Source organism: Gloeocapsopsis sp. IPPAS B-1203 (genome assembly GCF_002749975.1).
GTDB lineage: Bacteria > Cyanobacteriota > Cyanobacteriia > Cyanobacteriales > Chroococcidiopsidaceae > Gloeocapsopsis.
The window spans coordinates 98,540-115,349 of sequence record NZ_PEIG01000001.1 but is presented as its reverse complement, the minus strand read 5'-3'; the positions used below and the strand labels follow the sequence as shown (position 1 = coordinate 115,349).

The window sequence follows — 16,810 nt, the reverse complement described above, 5'->3', positions numbered from 1 at the left end:
ATTATTTGCCTATGGGAAGTTAATCCGAGTGATGGCAAAGACTAAGCAGATAATGCATATAACTTTAAGTACTTTAAGTAAATAAAGAGATAATGACTACAGCAATCCAAACTATAACTATAATTAGTGAGCGTCTTCAGGCTTCACCATCACAAATTGCCGATTACTGTCAGCGATGGAAAATTGTTGAGTTTGCTTTGTTTGGCTCAGTTTTACGCGATGACTTTCGATTTGATAGCGACGTTGATGTTTTAATAACACTAGCTCCTCATCATGGTTGGAGTTTGTTTGACTGGCTAGACATGCAGCAAGAGCTTGAAACGATGTTTCAACGAAAAGTGGATTTAGTAGATAAACGCGGATTAAAAAATCCCTATCGTAGATCTGAGATTTTGAAAACTCACCAGGTGATTTATGCAAGCAAGCAACCGTGATGCTGCTGCACTCTGGGATATGATATCGGCAGTTCGTCGCATCCAGGAATTTACTGCTAACCTCTCTTTTGAGAACTATCAGGAAAGCTTGTTAATTCAAAGTGCAGTAGAGAGACAACTAGAAATTCTTGGCGAAGCAGCAGGTAGAGTATCTGAAGCTTTTCGATGCACACATTCAGAAATTGACTGGCGCAGGATTGTCGGCTTACGAAACATTCTTATTCATCGCTACGATGAGATTCAACAAGATATTCTCTAGAATATCGTCAACTCAGAACTTGTGAGGCTGTTGACTCAGCTAGAACCTTTGTTACCTCCGCTATCGAATGAAGATTTGTAGTGCGATCGCAGATAATTGAATCAAGCAAGCTGTTTTGACAGATATCATTGCAATTCTCAAAAGTTATATTCTGGTTTGATATCGCGTAACATCAATTCTTCTAATGCTTGTCGTGGTGTAATTTCTGCTTGTAATAATCTGTAAACTTGAGTTGTAATTGGTACAGAAATGTGTTGCTGATGCGCTTTTTTGATTAAAACTTGCGTCGTGTTCACACCCTCGGCTGTTCCCTCTAGATGTTCGAGAATTTCTGCTAAAGTTTTACCTTGCGCTAGCTGATAACCAACTTGGTAGTTACGACTTAAAGGACTATTACACGTTGCAAGTAGATCTCCTAATCCTGATAAACCGTAAAAAGTTTCAATTTTTGCACCCCAAGCAACACCAATCCGAATAATTTCAGTAAGTCCCCGTGTCACAAGCGCAGCTTTAGCGTTTGTTCCCAAATGTAAGCCGTCACAGACACCAGCGGCGATCGCAATGACATTCTTGATTGTCCCACCGAGTTCTACTCCAATCGGATCAGTATTGGTATAAACACGAAACCGACTAGAAGAAAACACCGTTTGCACAACTTCTGCTGCAGTAATATTTGTACTTGCTACAACCGTTGCAGCAGGCAAACCTTGCTGAACTTCTTTTGATAAATTGGGACCGCAAAGAACGACAATTGGATGGTGGGGAAATGTAGCTTGCCAAATTTGTGCTGGAGTTAAAGTCGTTGTTGGTTCTAAACCTTTAGTCGCTGTCAGAAAAATTGTTTCTGGTGCAAATGGTAAAGATTGAATTTGTTCGACAACCGATCGCACGCCTTTCATCGAAATTGCCGAAACGATAATATCTACACCTTCAACGGTTTCTGCTAGACTACGGTCAAGATGACGCGACCATAAACGCACATTATGCCCTGTTGCAGATGCGAGGTCTGCCAAAGTTGAACCCCAAGCACCAGCACCCAAAACTGCAATTAATTTTGGAGGAATTCTCCCATTATCTGTGGAGAAATCAAACTCACTACTAATCACTAACTAAAATCGACTACGTGGATAGCGTTGCATCAATTCTCTGACTTGTTCTGCATGATAAGAACTGCGAGTTAAGGGGGAAGAGACAACTTGCAGAAAACCTAACTCTTCGCCAAACTGTTTCCAAGCATCAAACTGTTCTGGCGTAACGAACTGAGCAACATTCAGGTGTTTCTGACTCGGTTGTAGATATTGTCCTAGTGTCAGAATATCGCAATCAACAGCGCGGAGAGCTTCCATTACAGCGCGAATTTCCGCGTCAGTTTCTCCTAGCCCAACCATCAAACCTGATTTAGTATAAACCCAAGGAGCTAGATCGCGAGAACGACGCAGTAATTCTAAAGTGCGATCGTAATTTCCCTGCGGACGTACTCGTCGATACAGCCGAGGTATCGTTTCTGTATTATGATTTAATACCTCTGGTTGCGCTTGTAAAATTATCTCTAAAGCATCCCAGTTGCCACACAAATCAGGAATGAGTACTTCAATCGTCGTTTGTGGCGACACTTCGCGAATTGCTTTAATACACCTTACAAACTGTGATGCCCCACCATCAAGTAAATCATCGCGATTCACCGAGGTAATCACAACATGATTCAGTCGCATCCGGCGTACTGCTTCTGCAAGTCGTTCCGGTTCAGTAGGATCGAGGGCTTTAGGCTTTTTCTCAAAATCTATATCGCAATACGGACACGCACGGGTACACGCTGGTCCCATAATTAAAAATGTTGCAGTACCCGCGTTGAAACACTCGCCAATATTTGGGCAAGAGGCTTCTTCACACACCGTATTGAGTGCTAAATCCCGTAAAATTTCTTTAACGCTGCCAACACGCTCCCATTGAGGCGCTTTGACTCGCAACCAGTCTGGCTTAACAGTCACGATTGACGATTTATAAATATGTGAATCAGTTACATCTTAACAGGCAAAAACGCCCTATTTACGAATAGCAAGTTACAGGGCGATGGGATTGTGATTAGGTTGCTAAAAGCGATCGCCTTTTCCCAATCAGTCGATCTAAAGTCATGATACTGAGTGCGCCAGTAATACAAACGCCAAAAAGCGGAATCATCACTGTTGGAAATGTCGCGATATTCTCCATTAGTGGTACTTGCAATAAATTAAATGTTAAACCTGTGCCTACGGCGATCGCAAAGTCTAAGACACTAAAAATGTGAAACATCGTATACTTACCGCGAAATCTTAGTAAGAGAACTACAGGGACTAATAACCCTACAGCTAAGTCACCATAACCAGCATTATTTACAAACCTTTCTGGAAGCAGATTTTGACTTCCACAATACAAAAACCACAGCCCAGCCGGAATCCGCCATAGGTGGAAAACGGTTAAATACTTCAAATCGAGCGATTGAATGTAAGTATGAAAATCTACGTTGAAGTAGTACACTGCAACTGGAATTGTTATTCCCGTCACTACGAGTAGCGCAATCCAAATTAAGTCAATCTTGGAGAAAAAACCATAGTACCCTCCTAGTGAAACCGCACTTCCCCAAAGTGACAGCACAAGAAAGAACCAGCGCTGGGTAATTGAATGTTGACTCATTTTCACCTGAACTCCTTGATAATTAAGTGTATATACACGCAGTTTTTCAAAAAAATTAACTTTCGCGGAGTAAGGATACTGTGTCAGACAAATTGGATAATAACGCCTGCCAACGGTCTTGACCCAATTCCTCAATGACCTTAGTTTGTGCTTGTTTCCATAACGGAAGTGCTTTGACTAAAGCTGCTTGACCTTTTTCGGTTAAACTCACAACTCGCACTCGCTGATCTTGACCTGGTTCAATGCGAATCAAACCTTGGCGTTCTAAGGGTTTAAGATTGCGTGTTAGTGTTGTTCGATCCATCACCAACTCTTGCGCTAAGCGCGTAATTGATACACTTTCTGCAAGGCTGAGGGCGGCTAGCAGTGTAAACTGATTTGCCAAAATTCCACTCGGTTGTAGCGCTTGATCGAACAATTGCGTAATAACACGCGATGCTTTGCGCAGATTTAAGCAGGTGCACTCAGTAGCAACGGTTTTGATTGATTGGTCTTGCATAAATTTAAGTGTATATACACTTGTTTGAAGTGTCAAGCAAATTGGTAATGAGGTAAAACATGATTAAACCCTGACTCGTGTACAAACAGTTAGACTAAAAACAGCAAAGAGGACGTTAACTATGACTCAAACAAATCGTTCTCAATGGGATTTAGGTAAGTTTGTACAAACCCTTACCTTTTTTGAGGTGATTCCTTTTATCGGGTGGTTACAGCGCTTGATTCCAGGATCTCAAGATTCTCAAGTAGTGCCAACAGGAGAAAAACGAGTGGGAGTCGTGTTGGTCGCTGGGGCGACAGGTGGTGTTGGTCGGCGCGTAGTGCAACGGCTTGTTGATCGCGGTTACACAGTGCGATCGCTTGTCCGCAATGCTGAAAAAGCAAAGGAAATACTCGGCGATCGTGTTGAACTCTATGTTGGCGACATCACAAAGCCAGAAACTCTCAGCTTAGAAATGATGGCAGATGTCACAGCAGTTATTTGTTGTACTGCAGTGCGCGTTCAACCTGTGGAAGGAGACACCCCAGATCGTGCGAAATACAATCAAGGTATCAAGTTTTACCAACCTGAAATCGTTGGCGATACTCCAGAAGCTGTAGAATACTTAGGTGTCAAGAACTTAGTCGAAGTAGCGGCAAAACATCTTACGACAATTCCAGCTGATGAAAAGCTAATCTTTGATTTCGTACATCCCTCCGAGGAGTTAAAACGCATTTGGGGTGCAGTGGATGATGTTGTCATGGGTGGTGTGAGTCAAAGTGAAATTAGATTTGTTGAAGATACTGCATTGTTTACTGGTCATGTATCTACTGCAAATTCAGGTGGCTTTGCTTCTGTCAGAACTAAAAACTTTGAGCCAGCATTAAATTTATCTGGCTATCAAGGTATTAAACTACGTGTTAGAGGTGACGGCAAACGTTATAAGTGCTTCATTCGTATAGATACTAAGTGGGATGGTACAGCTTATTCCTATTCCTTCGATACAGTTAGCAATACTGGGATGGATGTCTGTATTCCCTTTGCTGATTTAACTGCAGTATTTCGTGCCAAAACCTTAAAAGATGCGCCTGCAATTGATGCAAGTAGAATTGCTTCGTTGCAATTAATGTTAAGTAAGTTTGAGTATGATGGCGAACTCAACCCACGGTTTACGCCTGGTGGCTTTGCGTTACAAGTCGAATCAATCAAAGCTTATGGTGGTGCTAAGTTACCACAGTTTATCTTAATTAGCTCAGCGGGAGTAACTCGTCCTGGGCGCCCAGGAATTAACTTAGAGGAAGAACCTCCAGCGGTAAGATTAAACGATCAACTAGGTGGCATTTTAACTTGGAAATTACGCGGAGAAGAATCTCTAAGACACAGTGGTATTCCTTACACAATTATTCGTCCTTGTGCTCTAACCGAGGAAACTGGAGTACAATCATTAACTTTCGATCAGGGCGACAATATTAAGGGTAAGGTTAGCCGCGATTCAATTGCCGAACTTTGCTTGCAAGTGTTAGAACAACCCCAAGCTTGTAACGCAACGTTTGAAGTCAAAGCAGAAGAGAAAACTCCAAATTCTAGTGGAAATTCCTTTTCTCACTTGCAACCCGATTAACACTCGTCGTTATCGTTTTAATAATCAACTACATACGGTAATTCTGATTGACTCGCATTATCTAGAAAATCCTCTATCTGCATAATGTCGTAAAGGTTAATCTCTTCTTCTACTAAGCAAGCGTGTCCACTGTAAGGTAAGAATACCGTTTTGACATTATCTAAAACTTGACAGAGGTGGTGTGCTTCAGCAACAGATGGCAAGAGGCGATCGCGCTTGCTAGCAACAACTAAAATAGGTTGAGTTAACTGGCGTAACTGTACATCACTGACATCAAACTCTTTTACCAAAGTTATCCGCCACAAAACTGTTTCTGGTGGAACAGAACGCATTGTATGAAGCATATCTTGGCGATCTGCTGGAGCAATTCTATCAAGGGAGGCGAGGACTGCTAGAAGTCCTAATGCGCCAAAGGGAAACAACCAACGAGGTACGACATTAATTAACTGCGATACCCAACTATACCAAGAGCGACGATGAAAAGAAGATGCTGAATTGACTAAAATAATCTTGTCAAAAAGCTGTGGTGAGTATAGTGCAACTTTGATTGCCAGGCAACCACCAAATGATTCCCCACATAAATAAACTTGTCGTTGAGGATTTTTGGCAATTTCTAGCTCAATTAAATCAACAACTTGTTGAGTAAGATCTTCCCAGCTGGTTAAATCATCCAGAGGAATTGATAAACAACGCACATCAAACGCAACTTCTAAACCTTCAGTTTGCGATCGCAGCAATCTCCCAGTTCCATCCATACCAGGTAAAAATACAAACAAAGGATAATGCGGTTGAACTTTGTTAGGTGTCAAAAAAACAGGTTTTCTATTTATTTCTGACATTGTTAAATTTGAATCAACTTAAAAATCTGCTGTGAATAAGTCAAAGGTCAAGGGACAGGAATGATATCGAACTTTAATCTTTATTCAGTCATTAAATGTTAAAAATTTATGACGTATCGAATACACAAAAAAATCCGAGTGCTAGATTCCTACCATAAAGTAACCATTGCAATATCTTTAATCCCTAATAAAATCCTTGACGTAACAGTTGTGCTATCTCGTCTTGACAGTAGTGAGTTAGTTCAGCCACTATTTCTTTTGCCTGCTTGCCTTGGTATTCCATCTGCTGATGCTGTGAAATCCAATACGGACGACCAACTAAAACTGCGACACGACGATAAATGACTAATGGATGCCAACTAGACTGGTTAAATAAAGGTTCAGAAGGATCAAATAAACTGAGTAACTTTAAAGGTACTGCTGAAGTGTTCACTTCCTCTAATGATGCGATCGCTATTGGTAAAATCGTCAAATTTTGTCCTGGTGACTCGACACTAGATGTAGTAGCCCGTAAAGCTAAATGCGCAAAACCACGATGAAACTTGCCTAAATGATCGGGCTGTGTGAACGTTACCATCGGTTTCGTCCCTTCAGGAAAGATGCCAACGACTTGGGAAGTATCTAACAAGCTTAACGCTTGCTCAAAAAAGCCTTGTTGTCTTTTTCCTTTTGCCTCTAGCGGAAAGCATCCTAGCAAATCTGTGACAATTTCTCGCATAATTGGCACTTGAGCCATATAGTGATGGCAGGCAAAGCGAATTGGTCGTTCTAGAGTTGTCATAAGAATTGGTGCATCCATGAAACTGCGATGATTGCTCACCAAGAGTACAGGACCACCACGAGGAATGCGATCCTCGTAATAACGAAACATTTGAGTTCCCACCGCAGTGAGAAACCCTTGAGAAACCTGCAAGGCGTTGTTTGCACTCATGCGTTGCAATATCGATTGTGCTTTTTAGGATGTTAGTAAAGCTAATTAGCTTTACTTAACTAAATTGTTACATTTATTTATGTTTGGCGGTGAGTACCAGAAGTAAGAACTGTCACAAACTTGTTTATCTTTAGTTAGAAGCTTGGAAGAGATATCATTTTCTGGTATCTTTTTAAGGATAAATTCCTTAAAATTGATATAATCATCTATTTTTACGTTTTCTATACAGCATTTATCTTGATAGTTCGCTATTATTTATAACTGCTTCATTTTACTCTGTTATTTCCTAATCCTAGCGCTAGGAGACCCCATTACCTAATAGAATTTGGTAACAAAAATACACACTCAGAGACTCTGAGGTATGATAAAGAAAATTTCAAATTTATTTATAAACTTTGCATGATATCTGCGAGTAAAACAACAAAATTCGCGCTGACAACACCACTTTATTATGTGAATGACCTACCACACATCGGTAGTGCTTACACAACAATCGCGGCCGATATCCTAGCAAGATTTGCGCGGTTACAAGGCAAGTCTGTCATGTTAGTGACAGGAACCGATGAACACGGACAAAAGATTCAGCGTACGGCACAAAGCAAAGAGCGATCGCCACAAGCATACTGCGATGAAATTGCGGCGGGATTTGTTGCCTTATGGGAAAAACTAGATATTCAATACGATAGCTTCATCCGTACAACAAGCGTCAAACACGAAGCGATCGTCAAAGATTTCTTTCAACGCGTCTGGGATCAAGGAGATATATACAAAAGTAGACAACAAGGCTGGTATTGCGTTGCTTGTGAAGAGTTCAAAGAAGAACGCGAACTACTAGATGGACATCGCTGTCCAATCCACACCAATAAGCAAGCTGAGTGGCGTGATGAAGAAAATTACTTTTTTCGCCTGTCGCGCTATCAGTCCCAGTTAGAAGAACTATACCAACAACATCCAGATTTTATTCAACCCGAAAGTCGCCGTAATGAAGTCCTTAGTTTTGTGAGTCAGGGACTACAAGACTTTTCAATTTCACGGGTAAACGTACAATGGGGCTTTCCCGTACCAGTCGATCCAAAACAAACCATTTATGTTTGGTTTGATGCTTTGGTTGGATATCTTACTGCATTACTCGATACAGACGACGAACCCAGTTTAAAAAATGTTCTTAGTCAATGGCTGCCAATTAATTTACATTTAATTGGCAAAGATATCCTCCGCTTCCATGCCGTCTACTGGCCTGCAATGCTAATATCTGCAAAGCTACCTATTTCTCACCAAGTCTTTGGACATGGATTTTTGACTAAAGATGGTCAAAAAATGGGTAAAAGCCTTGGCAACACTCTTGATCCCATTGCTTTGGTTGAGCGTTATGGTGCGGATGCCGTACGATATTACTTTTTTAAAGAAATCGAATTTGGAAAAGACGGAGATTTTAACGAAACTCGCTTCATTAATGTACTAAATGCAGATTTAGCCAATGATTTAGGCAATTTGCTAAACCGCACCTTAAATATGGTGAAAAAATACTGTAACGGAAATATTCCTGATTGTTCTAGTGAGGATATATCCTCAGACCATCCATTAAAGGCAATTGGCTCAGCTTTAGGAGAAAAAGTCAAACAGAATTATGAAGCGTTAGCTTTTAACCAAGCTTGTGATGCTATCTTGTCTTTAGTACGGGCTGGTAATAAGTTTATTGACGAACAAGCACCTTGGACACTCTATAAACAAGGACATCAGCAACAAGTAGAGCAAGTGCTATACACTGTATTGGAATCTATTAGATTAGCAGCATATTTGCTATCACCAATTATTCCAAACGTGTCAAGCGAGATTTATCAACAACTTGGTTTTGCAATAAATTTCAATGAAAAAACACAAATTGCTACTTTGACACCATTTAAGACCCACTCTCAGTGGGGACTATTAAGCGTAGAGCAAAAATTAGGTACTCCAAAACCTGTTTTTCAAAGGCTTGAGTTGCTACAAACAATTTAGTAATTTACTGAATATATTAATACTGACAACTTTATAATGGCAAAACATAATCAAGTCTTAATATAAATTGTCAGTAAAATATAACAGTCTGGTGTAACATACTTTATCTAAAACAATCATTTTTTATAAATAAAAAAGTTTAATAACATCGAGGCATAACAAATCATGTTAAATTTTGAATCGGATGCGATTTTCACGCCCGAACAGGTGCTAGAGAATCGAGGCAGGGTATCCATTTTTATTGATGGATCTAACTTGTTTTACGCTGCGCTGCAGTTAGGTATCGAAATTGACTACACAAAACTCTTATGCAGGCTGACTGGTGGTTCTCGGTTGTTGCGCTCGTTTTTTTATACAGGCGTAGACCGTACCAACGAAAAGCAACAAGGTTTTTTATTGTGGATGCGGCGTAATGGGTACAGAGTCATTGCTAAAGATTTAGTCCAGCTACCGGATGGCTCGAAGAAAGCAAACCTAGACGTTGAAATTGCTGTGGACATGATGGCATTAGTCGATTCCTACGACACCGCAGTATTGGTTAGTGGCGATGGCGATCTCGCTTATGCGGCAAATGCGGTTAGCTATCGTGGGGCGCGAGTCGAAGTTGTCAGTTTACGGACAATGACAAGCGATAGCTTGATTAATGTTTCAGATCGCTACATTGATTTAGAGTCGATCAAAGACGATATTCAGAAAACTCCAAGACAAGACTATCTCTATCGTCCCATTCCCACAATGAATATTATTGAACAACCCTCACAAGAGGGACTTGCGCCTGATGGAATACCAAATATTATTCCAACTTCGCAAGAGTGAAGAATAACGAGCGAAGATAGAAATATGAATCGTTTCTATCTCTTATCTTCTATTCACCGTGGCTTCACGGCACAACGTCTAGTAGTAGTGCTGCTACTAGCAGCTATGGGTTGTCAAAGTCAAAATCAAACTGCGAACAAGCTATCTGAAGACACGACGACAGTACAAAAAATTGACACTGAATTAACGTTCAATAACGTTGATTTGGAACAAGCAGACGAACAAGGGCGGACTGTCTGGAAAGTTAATGCTGCGCAAGCGTTATACAGTCAAGATCAACAAGTAGCACAGGTCAAAAATCCTACAGGCGAGCTATTCCAAGATGGTAAGCCTGTATATCAAATCAAAGCCCAGGAAGGGGAAGTTCATCAAGATGGGAAACAGCTATTCCTCAAAGGGCAAATTGTTGCGACAGATCCTAAAAGTGGTTTAGTACTGCGTGGGAATGAATTAGAATGGCTTCCCGAAAAAGATTTATTGATCGTCCGCAACCAAATCACTGGTAGTCATAAACAGGTGCAAGCCGTAGCCCAAGAAGCACGGGTGTTTACCCGCAAACAGCACGTTGAGTTACAAGGGAAAGTTGTTGCTAATACAACTAATCCTGCCACACAACTGCGAACTGAACATTTGACGTGGTTGATTGAGGAGGAAAAATTTATTGCCGATCGCGCGATCGCAATTGACCGTTATCAAGACAAAAAAATTACAGCAAGATCAACTGCTAATTCTGGTGAGTTCAGTTTAAAAACTAACGTCGCTACCTTAAAACAAAATGCCCAACTTGCACTTGTCAATCCACCCGTACAAGTTGCCAGCAACTCCGCCGTCTGGGATCTGAATACAGAAGTTGTTACCACCGATCAGCCAGTCCGAATTGTACATCATCAAGAAAAAATGACGATGACAGCAAAACAAGGGCGAATGGATTTGCAAAAGCAGATTGCTTATCTTAATGGTGATGTTGCAGGATCTGGACAGAAAGGTCAGACCATTAACTCTCAAAGGCTAACTTGGACAATTCCGACTCAGTTAGTTGAAGCCCAAGGTAATGTTGTTTACCGTCAAAGTCAACCGCCTGTAAGTTTTACTGGTGATAAAGCCGTAGGCAAACTTCAAGATGAAAGTCTTGTTGTTAGGAGTGGTAGCGGTAATAGAGTTGTAACTGAGATCATTCCTTAACTAAGCGATTAGCAATTAGCAATTAGCTTAATTGCTTACATTTATGTTTAACCTCCAGACAAGATTTCATTGCGACTTGCTGCACCAAGTGGGGTAGGAGTGTTGTTTAAAGATCTAGGCGTAATTGCCGCAGGAGTTGTAGAGGCAGCTTGCCATTGTGTTAAAAGGCGTTGCAAGAGTTGATCTTGTCTAGTACGTAAGCCTTCGACATTAGTGCCGCGATTGATGATGGCAAACCAAACCAGACCGCGATCTCGTGTAGGGATAACTCCGGCTAAAGCACTAACATCACGAAGAGTCCCTGTTTTAATCACAGCAGCTTGGGGAATGCGTCGTGCTTCCATTGTGCCGCGACGATCGCGCCCTGAGACGGGAAATAAATCGGCAACACTCAGTTGGGAAGGCAGTAACTCGCGTTGAATTGCCATTAACATTGCGCAAGCGGCTCTTGGTGAAATGCGGTTTTCGACTCCTAAGCCTGAACCATTCACTAATTGAATCTCTTGTGGCGGTACTACCGCAGCAGTAGCTGCCGTAGATTGTACCACTTGCGCCCCTCCCAGATTTTGGGCTAGCATTTCCGACATTTCGTTATTGCTATAGATGTTCATTTCCTTGAGAATTTCCGACAAGGGTAACGAACGGTGACGTATGAGTAAGATTTGTTTGGGATTTGGTAAAGATGCGACTTGAACAGTACCCGCGATCTCGACTTGTGGGCGGGGTGTTCCTTGAGACATTGTTAAGTATTGCGCGGTTGCTTCTCGCGACCAAGCTGTAGCGTTGATCGCTTGTTGTAACAATTGACCAGCTTGTAAAGAATTTGTTTTATAGTTCATGGCAAAATTGCCACTAATGACTAAATCTCCTGTAATCTGCTTGATCCCCATGCGGTTGAGACTATTACCGAGTGCGATCGCTTCTTCCCAGACAAAAAAGGGATCGCCTCCTCCTTGAATGACTAAATCTCCGTGTAAGACACCATTATTGATTGGTCCAGTTGCTCCAACAAGAGTTTCAAATTGGTGATTTGGTCCCCAAGTTTTTAAAGCAGCAAGTGAAGTTGCTACTTTGGTAATCGAAGCGGCAGGTAAAGGCTCAGTTCCTTGATTGTTTGCAAGTAGTACTGGTCCAGACTGCAGCCAGATGCCTTGAGCATTACTAACTAACCCAGTCGTCTCCAATTGGCGCAGATACTCTTGTACAGTGTTGGCTGCAAAAGGATGAGTATCAGGTGTCAGAACTAAACCAGGACGACTATTTAGAGTAAAAAATTCCAAAGCGTCTACAGGCTTAGGTTGCAACCCTGCCATTTCCAACCACAGTGAAACCAGTCCTGACCCGAATAGCTGCAGCATTCTTGATCCTCAGCAGTGCTCAATTCAAAACCTGAAGTGTCAATTCCAATTCAGGAGATGATTTTAACTCTATTACGTGTCGATCAACTAAGGTAAAGAGTTTCAAGCTTGAAAAGAAACAAGTAGCTTAAGAGCTGCAGAGTGAAAAATAACTCTACAACATCTTTTTCCTTACTTTGTTGAATTTCTCTAATTTGAACTAAAATGCTCTAACCCCTGCTGTAGAAGTATCTGAGTGAGATATTCATCTCCTCCAAAACTTTTAATTCCCAACCGATAACGCTTAATCTGATAGAATTTTGTAGGTTTCTAGAACTTTGAGCAATGGGAGCGACTCGCGCACGGATCGCAATTGATGCTATGGGGGGGGACTATGCTCCTACCGAAATTGTTGCTGGCGCACTGCGGGCACGGGAGGAATTAGGAGTAGAAGTTGTCTTGGTGGGAGATCCCCAGCAAATTAAATCTGTTTTACACCAAAATCGTTTAGACCAAATCGCCATCGTTCCAGCAGAAGGAACGGTAGAAATGCATGAGGAGCCGCTTAGTGCTATCAAACGCAAACCAAAGGCTTCAATTAATGTAGCGATGGACTTAGTAAAACAAAAACAAGCAGATGCTGTGGTTTCGGCTGGTCATTCCGGAGCCGCAATGGCAGCTGCTTTGCTACGCTTGGGACGCCTGCGAGGGATTGATCGTCCTGCTATTGGTGCAGTTTTGCCAACAATGATTGCCAGTAAGCCAGTACTCATTCTTGATGTGGGAGCAAATGTAGATTGTCGTCCTAAGTTTTTAGAGCAGTTTGCGCTGATGGGAACGATTTACAGTCAATACGTATTAGGAATCGTGCAGCCCAAGGTAGGGTTGTTAAACATCGGCGAGGAAGAATCTAAAGGAAACGACTTGGCAGTGAAGACTCACCAATTACTGAAAGTCAATAATAATATTTCGTTTATCGGAAATGCGGAAGGTCGAGATGTCCTTTCCGGACGATTTGATGTGATTGTCTGTGATGGTTTTGCTGGTAATGTCTTGTTGAAGTTTGCTGAAGCTGTCGGAGAGGTCGCAATTCAAATTCTTAGAGAAGAGTTACCTCAAGGTTTGCACGGACAAATTGGTACAGCTCTACTCAAATCAAACCTAAAGCGGATCAAGCAGCGGATTGATCATGCAGAACACGGTGGAGGATTGCTTCTTGGTGTAGCTGGAGTTTGTATCATCAGTCACGGCAGTTCCCAAGCACCGTCAATTTTTAATGCTATTCGCTTAGCAAAAGAAGCAATCGATAACCAAGTACTTGAGCGAATTCAATCACAAAGTAGAGGCGGCAAGCCATCAACAATTAGTAGCCAATTAGGTGAAGAGTAGAGGCAGGAAGTAGAAATTGGACAAGGAGTTGGCAAAGCTATCGACTAAAGACTTGCTTTAGCTGCTAGCCACTGATCGCCAATCACTAACTCTCTAAAATCTTCACAACCCACATCTGAACTATGGAGAAGAATGTTGCAAAATTTTGGGGTAGCAATTACAGGGAGTGGTTCAGCAGTACCGACTAATTCCCTAAGCAACCAAGTACTCAGTCAGCTCGTGGAAACTTCAGATGAATGGATTGCAACACGAACAGGAATTCGTTCGCGACGGTTAGCAGCAGCGAATGACTCTTTGCAAGCGATCGCCACTCAAGCCTCTTTGCAGGCGATCGTCATGGCAGGAATTACACCACTAGACATTGACTTAATTATTCTGGCAACTTCAACTCCTGACGATTTATTTGGCAGTGCGTGTCAGATTCAAGCAGCTTTAGGCGCTACTCAAGCCGTTGCCTTCGACATGACAGCAGCTTGTTCAGGTTTTGTGTTTGGACTGGTGACTGCTGCACAGTACATCAGAACTGGTGTTTACCAAAATATTCTTTTAATTGGAGCAGATATTCTCTCACGCTGGGTGGATTGGGAAGATCGACGAACGTGTGTTTTGTTTGGCGATGGTGCGGGAGCAGTAGTGATGCAAGCCACTGGGCGCGATCGCTTACTAGGATTTGAACTGAAAAGTGACGGCACGCAAAATCAATGCCTTAATCTTGCCTATAGCCCACAGCCTCAACCACTCATTAATGAAATTGATGTTGCTAAAGGAAATTACCAACCGATTACAATGAATGGGAAAGAGGTTTATCGCTTTGCAGTACAGCGTGTTCCAGAGGTCATCGATAAGGCACTGTTTCGCGCTAATCTCAAAGTCGAGCAAATTGATTGGCTACTACTACACCAAGCAAATCAACGCATCCTCGACGCTGTAGCCGAACGCCTGCATATTCCCAACCACAAAGTCATCAGCAATCTTGCCTATCATGGCAATACTTCAGCTGCTTCTATTCCTTTAGCACTTGATGAAGCTGTGCGTGCAGGTAAAATCAAACCTGGTGACATTATTGCAACCTCTGGTTTTGGTGCTGGGTTAACTTGGGGTGCTGCAATCTTTGAATGGGGCACAGAAAATTTTGATGCTAATCGCTAACCGCTAACTGCTATAAACATGACTAAGACTGCATGGGTATTTCCAGGACAAGGTTCCCAAAAAATTGGTATGGGAATCGATTTATTAGAACTAGACGCAGCTCAACAAAAATTTGCCCAAGCTGAAGAAATCTTGGGCTGGTCAGTGACTGAAATTTGTCAAAGCGAGGACGATAAAGTTTCCCGTACACTTTACACTCAACCCTGTCTTTATGTGATTGAAAGTATTCTTGCTGACTTGCTGCAACAACAAGGTCAACATCCTGATCTTGTTGCTGGTCACAGTTTAGGAGAATATGTCGCCCTATACGCTGCAGGAGTTTATGATTGGGCTGCAGGATTAACCTTGATCAAGCGGCGAGCCGAATTGATGGACAATGCTGCTGGTGGTATGATGGCAGCTTTGATTGGCTTCGACCGCGACCAACTTGAACAGCAAATTCAACAAACTCCCGATGTTGTTCTAGCAAATGACAACAGCCCCGCCCAAGCGGTGATTTCGGGAACACCTGAAGCCGTAAACAAAGTGCTATCACAGGTAAAATCAAAGCGTGCTGTTCCCCTAAACGTATCAGGAGCATTTCACTCACCTTTAATGGCTACTGCTGCTGCTGACTTTGAGGAAATTATCAAATCAGTTGTTTTTAATTCGGCTCAAGTACCTGTACTGTCAAACGTTGCTCCAACTCCATCTATTGACGGTGACGTGCTCAAAGAACGCTTGCGTCGTCAGATGACTGGTGCTGTTAGGTGGCGTGAAACTTCTGAGTGCTTCCGTCACGAGGGGATTGAGCAAGTTGTGGAAATTGGTCCTGGTAATGTGCTAACTGGTTTGATCAAACGCACCCACTCTGAATTAATCTTAAAGAATATTAGTAGTGCTGCAGATCTCTCTGCTTAGCAATTAATTAGGGATGAGGAGTGAGGATCGAGGGGTGAGTGACTAGTTTTGGAAAGCGAAGAAAGGTGCCGGAGGCATTTATTAAAAGAATTATTCTTAACTCATAACTCTCTTAAGCTTACCCCTTACCCCTTATCCCTCACCCCTCACCCCTCACCCTTGCTTATGGCTCGAAGCCGCGAACCTTTTGTTAGTCTGCTCCTCTACTACGCCTTCAAGTGGTCAGTAGTTAACCCCATGCTCCGCATTTATTTTCGCGGTCGTGTTTATGGTACAGAAAATGTTCCCAAAAATGGACCTTTAGTAGTTGTCAGTAATCATGCAAGTGACTTCGACCCGCCAATTCTTTCATGTTGTGTGAGAAGACCTGTTGCTTACATGGCAAAAGAGGAGTTATTTCGTATTCCTGTTTTTAGTAAAGCAATTGAATTGTACGGTGCTTATCCAGTTAAACGCGGTTCTGCCGATCGCAGTGCAATCCGTGCAGCTGTGAAGTATCTTGAAGATGGATGGGCTGCTGGTGTTTTTTTACAAGGTACTCGCACACCTGATGGCAGAATTACAGAACCAAAACTCGGTGCAGCTTTAATTGCCGCTAAAACAAACGCACCACTTCTACCCGTTAGTTTATGGGGAACTCAAAATATTCAAAGTTCAGCAATACCTCGCTCAGTACCAGTTACAGTCCGAATCGGTCAGGCTATACCGCCACCAAGTTCAACAGACAAAGCAGAACTTCTTGCAGTAACACAACAATGTGCAAATGCGATCGCCTCTCTACACGACTTAGGTCGCTAACTATCATTT

The 16,810-nt window shown here is 42.2% G+C and carries 17 protein-coding genes; 10 read left to right on the top strand and 7 right to left on the bottom strand.

Annotation, left to right across the window (positions count from 1 at the left end):
• The first annotated feature begins 92 nt into the window (after window positions 1-92).
• Both CSQ79_RS00520 and CSQ79_RS00515 read left to right on the top strand, forming a co-directional pair.
• A complete protein-coding gene (locus tag CSQ79_RS00520; protein ID WP_099699262.1) occupies window positions 93-434 on the top strand; it encodes a nucleotidyltransferase family protein in 342 nt (113 codons plus the stop codon).
• Window positions 415-693, top strand: a complete 279-nt coding sequence (locus CSQ79_RS00515) for a HepT-like ribonuclease domain-containing protein (RefSeq protein WP_289500116.1) — start codon at window positions 415-417, stop codon at window positions 691-693. Before CSQ79_RS00520 ends, CSQ79_RS00515 begins: the two co-directional genes overlap by 20 nt.
• A gap of 137 nt (window positions 694-830) precedes the next feature.
• Here CSQ79_RS00515 and CSQ79_RS00510 read toward each other — a convergent pair whose 3' ends face one another.
• From CSQ79_RS00510 to CSQ79_RS00495, 4 genes are all read right to left on the bottom strand, one after another.
• Entirely contained in the window at window positions 831-1,757 is a 927-nt protein-coding gene (locus tag CSQ79_RS00510) for an NAD(P)H-dependent glycerol-3-phosphate dehydrogenase (RefSeq protein ID WP_099699751.1), read from the bottom strand.
• A 45-nt stretch (window positions 1,758-1,802) separates the two neighbouring features.
• Window positions 1,803-2,684, bottom strand: a complete 882-nt coding sequence (lipA, locus tag CSQ79_RS00505; protein ID WP_289500401.1) for a lipoyl synthase — start codon at window positions 2,682-2,684, stop codon at window positions 1,803-1,805.
• A gap of 91 nt (window positions 2,685-2,775) precedes the next feature.
• Window positions 2,776-3,363 (bottom strand): DUF8737 domain-containing protein, encoded by a 588-nt coding sequence (locus tag CSQ79_RS00500; protein WP_289500113.1) that lies wholly within the window; start codon window positions 3,361-3,363, stop codon window positions 2,776-2,778.
• A 55-nt stretch (window positions 3,364-3,418) separates the two neighbouring features.
• Entirely contained in the window at window positions 3,419-3,862 is a 444-nt protein-coding gene (locus tag CSQ79_RS00495; protein WP_099699259.1) for a MarR family winged helix-turn-helix transcriptional regulator, read from the bottom strand.
• A gap of 121 nt (window positions 3,863-3,983) precedes the next feature.
• Here CSQ79_RS00495 and CSQ79_RS00490 point away from each other — a divergent pair, with 121 nt between their 5' ends.
• A complete protein-coding gene (locus CSQ79_RS00490) occupies window positions 3,984-5,462 on the top strand; it encodes a CIA30 family protein (protein ID WP_099699258.1) in 1,479 nt (492 codons plus the stop codon).
• Between the two features lie 17 nt (window positions 5,463-5,479).
• On the opposite strand, the gene CSQ79_RS00485 is transcribed toward CSQ79_RS00490, so the two are convergent.
• Window positions 5,480-6,301 (bottom strand): alpha/beta fold hydrolase, encoded by an 822-nt coding sequence (locus CSQ79_RS00485; RefSeq protein ID WP_099699257.1) that lies wholly within the window; start codon window positions 6,299-6,301, stop codon window positions 5,480-5,482.
• 184 nt (window positions 6,302-6,485) lie between these two features.
• On the bottom strand, window positions 6,486-7,232 hold the full coding sequence (locus CSQ79_RS00480; RefSeq protein ID WP_099699256.1) for a lysophospholipid acyltransferase family protein: 747 nt from the start codon (window positions 7,230-7,232) through the stop codon (window positions 6,486-6,488).
• A gap of 399 nt (window positions 7,233-7,631) precedes the next feature.
• Between CSQ79_RS00480 and metG the strand changes: the two genes are divergently transcribed.
• The 3 genes from metG (at window position 7,632) to lptC (ending at window position 11,228) form a co-directional block, all read left to right on the top strand.
• Window positions 7,632-9,230 (top strand): methionine--tRNA ligase, encoded by a 1,599-nt coding sequence (gene metG / locus CSQ79_RS00475; RefSeq protein WP_099699255.1) that lies wholly within the window; start codon window positions 7,632-7,634, stop codon window positions 9,228-9,230.
• Window positions 9,231-9,395: 165 nt separating this feature from the next.
• Window positions 9,396-10,046, top strand: a complete 651-nt coding sequence (locus tag CSQ79_RS00470; protein ID WP_228054639.1) for a LabA-like NYN domain-containing protein — start codon at window positions 9,396-9,398, stop codon at window positions 10,044-10,046.
• 24 nt (window positions 10,047-10,070) lie between these two features.
• Window positions 10,071-11,228 carry an LPS export ABC transporter periplasmic protein LptC gene (gene lptC, locus CSQ79_RS00465; protein ID WP_099699253.1) on the top strand — a complete coding sequence of 386 codons (1,158 nt, stop codon included), beginning with the start codon at window positions 10,071-10,073 and terminating at the stop codon, window positions 11,226-11,228.
• Between the two features lie 47 nt (window positions 11,229-11,275).
• On the opposite strand, the gene CSQ79_RS00460 is transcribed toward lptC, so the two are convergent.
• The gene (locus tag CSQ79_RS00460) at window positions 11,276-12,586 is read right to left on the bottom strand and encodes a D-alanyl-D-alanine carboxypeptidase (protein ID WP_099699252.1); all 1,311 of its coding nucleotides are present in this window, start codon (window positions 12,584-12,586) and stop codon (window positions 11,276-11,278) included.
• 324 nt (window positions 12,587-12,910) lie between these two features.
• On the opposite strand from CSQ79_RS00460, the gene plsX reads away from it, so the two are divergent.
• From plsX to CSQ79_RS00440, 4 genes are all read left to right on the top strand, one after another.
• The gene (gene plsX, locus CSQ79_RS00455) at window positions 12,911-13,954 is read left to right on the top strand and encodes a phosphate acyltransferase PlsX (RefSeq protein ID WP_099699251.1); all 1,044 of its coding nucleotides are present in this window, start codon (window positions 12,911-12,913) and stop codon (window positions 13,952-13,954) included.
• A 135-nt stretch (window positions 13,955-14,089) separates the two neighbouring features.
• Entirely contained in the window at window positions 14,090-15,103 is a 1,014-nt protein-coding gene (locus CSQ79_RS00450) for a beta-ketoacyl-ACP synthase III (protein ID WP_099699750.1), read from the top strand.
• Between the two features lie 18 nt (window positions 15,104-15,121).
• Window positions 15,122-16,003: an ACP S-malonyltransferase gene (fabD, locus tag CSQ79_RS00445; protein ID WP_099699250.1), complete on the top strand. Its 882-nt coding sequence runs from the start codon at window positions 15,122-15,124 to the stop codon at window positions 16,001-16,003.
• Window positions 16,004-16,168: 165 nt separating this feature from the next.
• A complete protein-coding gene (locus tag CSQ79_RS00440) occupies window positions 16,169-16,801 on the top strand; it encodes a lysophospholipid acyltransferase family protein (protein WP_099699249.1) in 633 nt (210 codons plus the stop codon).
• Window positions 16,802-16,810: the final 9 nt, after the last annotated feature.

Excerpts from the sequence above, each read along its gene's own strand:
- CSQ79_RS00520 (WP_099699262.1), top strand. The coding sequence starts at position 93 with ATGACTACAGCAATCCAAACTATAACTATAATTAGTGAGCGTCTTCAG.
- CSQ79_RS00515 (WP_289500116.1), top strand. The coding sequence starts at position 415 with ATGCAAGCAAGCAACCGTGATGCTGCTGCACTCTGGGATATGATATCG.
- CSQ79_RS00500 (WP_289500113.1), bottom strand. The coding sequence starts at position 3,363 with ATGAGTCAACATTCAATTACCCAGCGCTGGTTCTTTCTTGTGCTGTCA.
- CSQ79_RS00495 (WP_099699259.1), bottom strand. The coding sequence starts at position 3,862 with ATGCAAGACCAATCAATCAAAACCGTTGCTACTGAGTGCACCTGCTTA.
- CSQ79_RS00490 (WP_099699258.1), top strand. The coding sequence starts at position 3,984 with ATGACTCAAACAAATCGTTCTCAATGGGATTTAGGTAAGTTTGTACAA.
- CSQ79_RS00485 (WP_099699257.1), bottom strand. The coding sequence starts at position 6,301 with ATGTCAGAAATAAATAGAAAACCTGTTTTTTTGACACCTAACAAAGTT.
- CSQ79_RS00480 (WP_099699256.1), bottom strand. The coding sequence starts at position 7,232 with ATGAGTGCAAACAACGCCTTGCAGGTTTCTCAAGGGTTTCTCACTGCG.
- metG (WP_099699255.1), top strand. The coding sequence starts at position 7,632 with ATGATATCTGCGAGTAAAACAACAAAATTCGCGCTGACAACACCACTT.
- CSQ79_RS00470 (WP_228054639.1), top strand. The coding sequence starts at position 9,396 with ATGTTAAATTTTGAATCGGATGCGATTTTCACGCCCGAACAGGTGCTA.
- lptC (WP_099699253.1), top strand. The coding sequence starts at position 10,071 with ATGAATCGTTTCTATCTCTTATCTTCTATTCACCGTGGCTTCACGGCA.
- CSQ79_RS00460 (WP_099699252.1), bottom strand. The coding sequence starts at position 12,586 with ATGCTGCAGCTATTCGGGTCAGGACTGGTTTCACTGTGGTTGGAAATG.
- plsX (WP_099699251.1), top strand. The coding sequence starts at position 12,911 with ATGGGAGCGACTCGCGCACGGATCGCAATTGATGCTATGGGGGGGGAC.
- fabD (WP_099699250.1), top strand. The coding sequence starts at position 15,122 with ATGACTAAGACTGCATGGGTATTTCCAGGACAAGGTTCCCAAAAAATT.
- CSQ79_RS00440 (WP_099699249.1), top strand. The coding sequence starts at position 16,169 with ATGGCTCGAAGCCGCGAACCTTTTGTTAGTCTGCTCCTCTACTACGCC.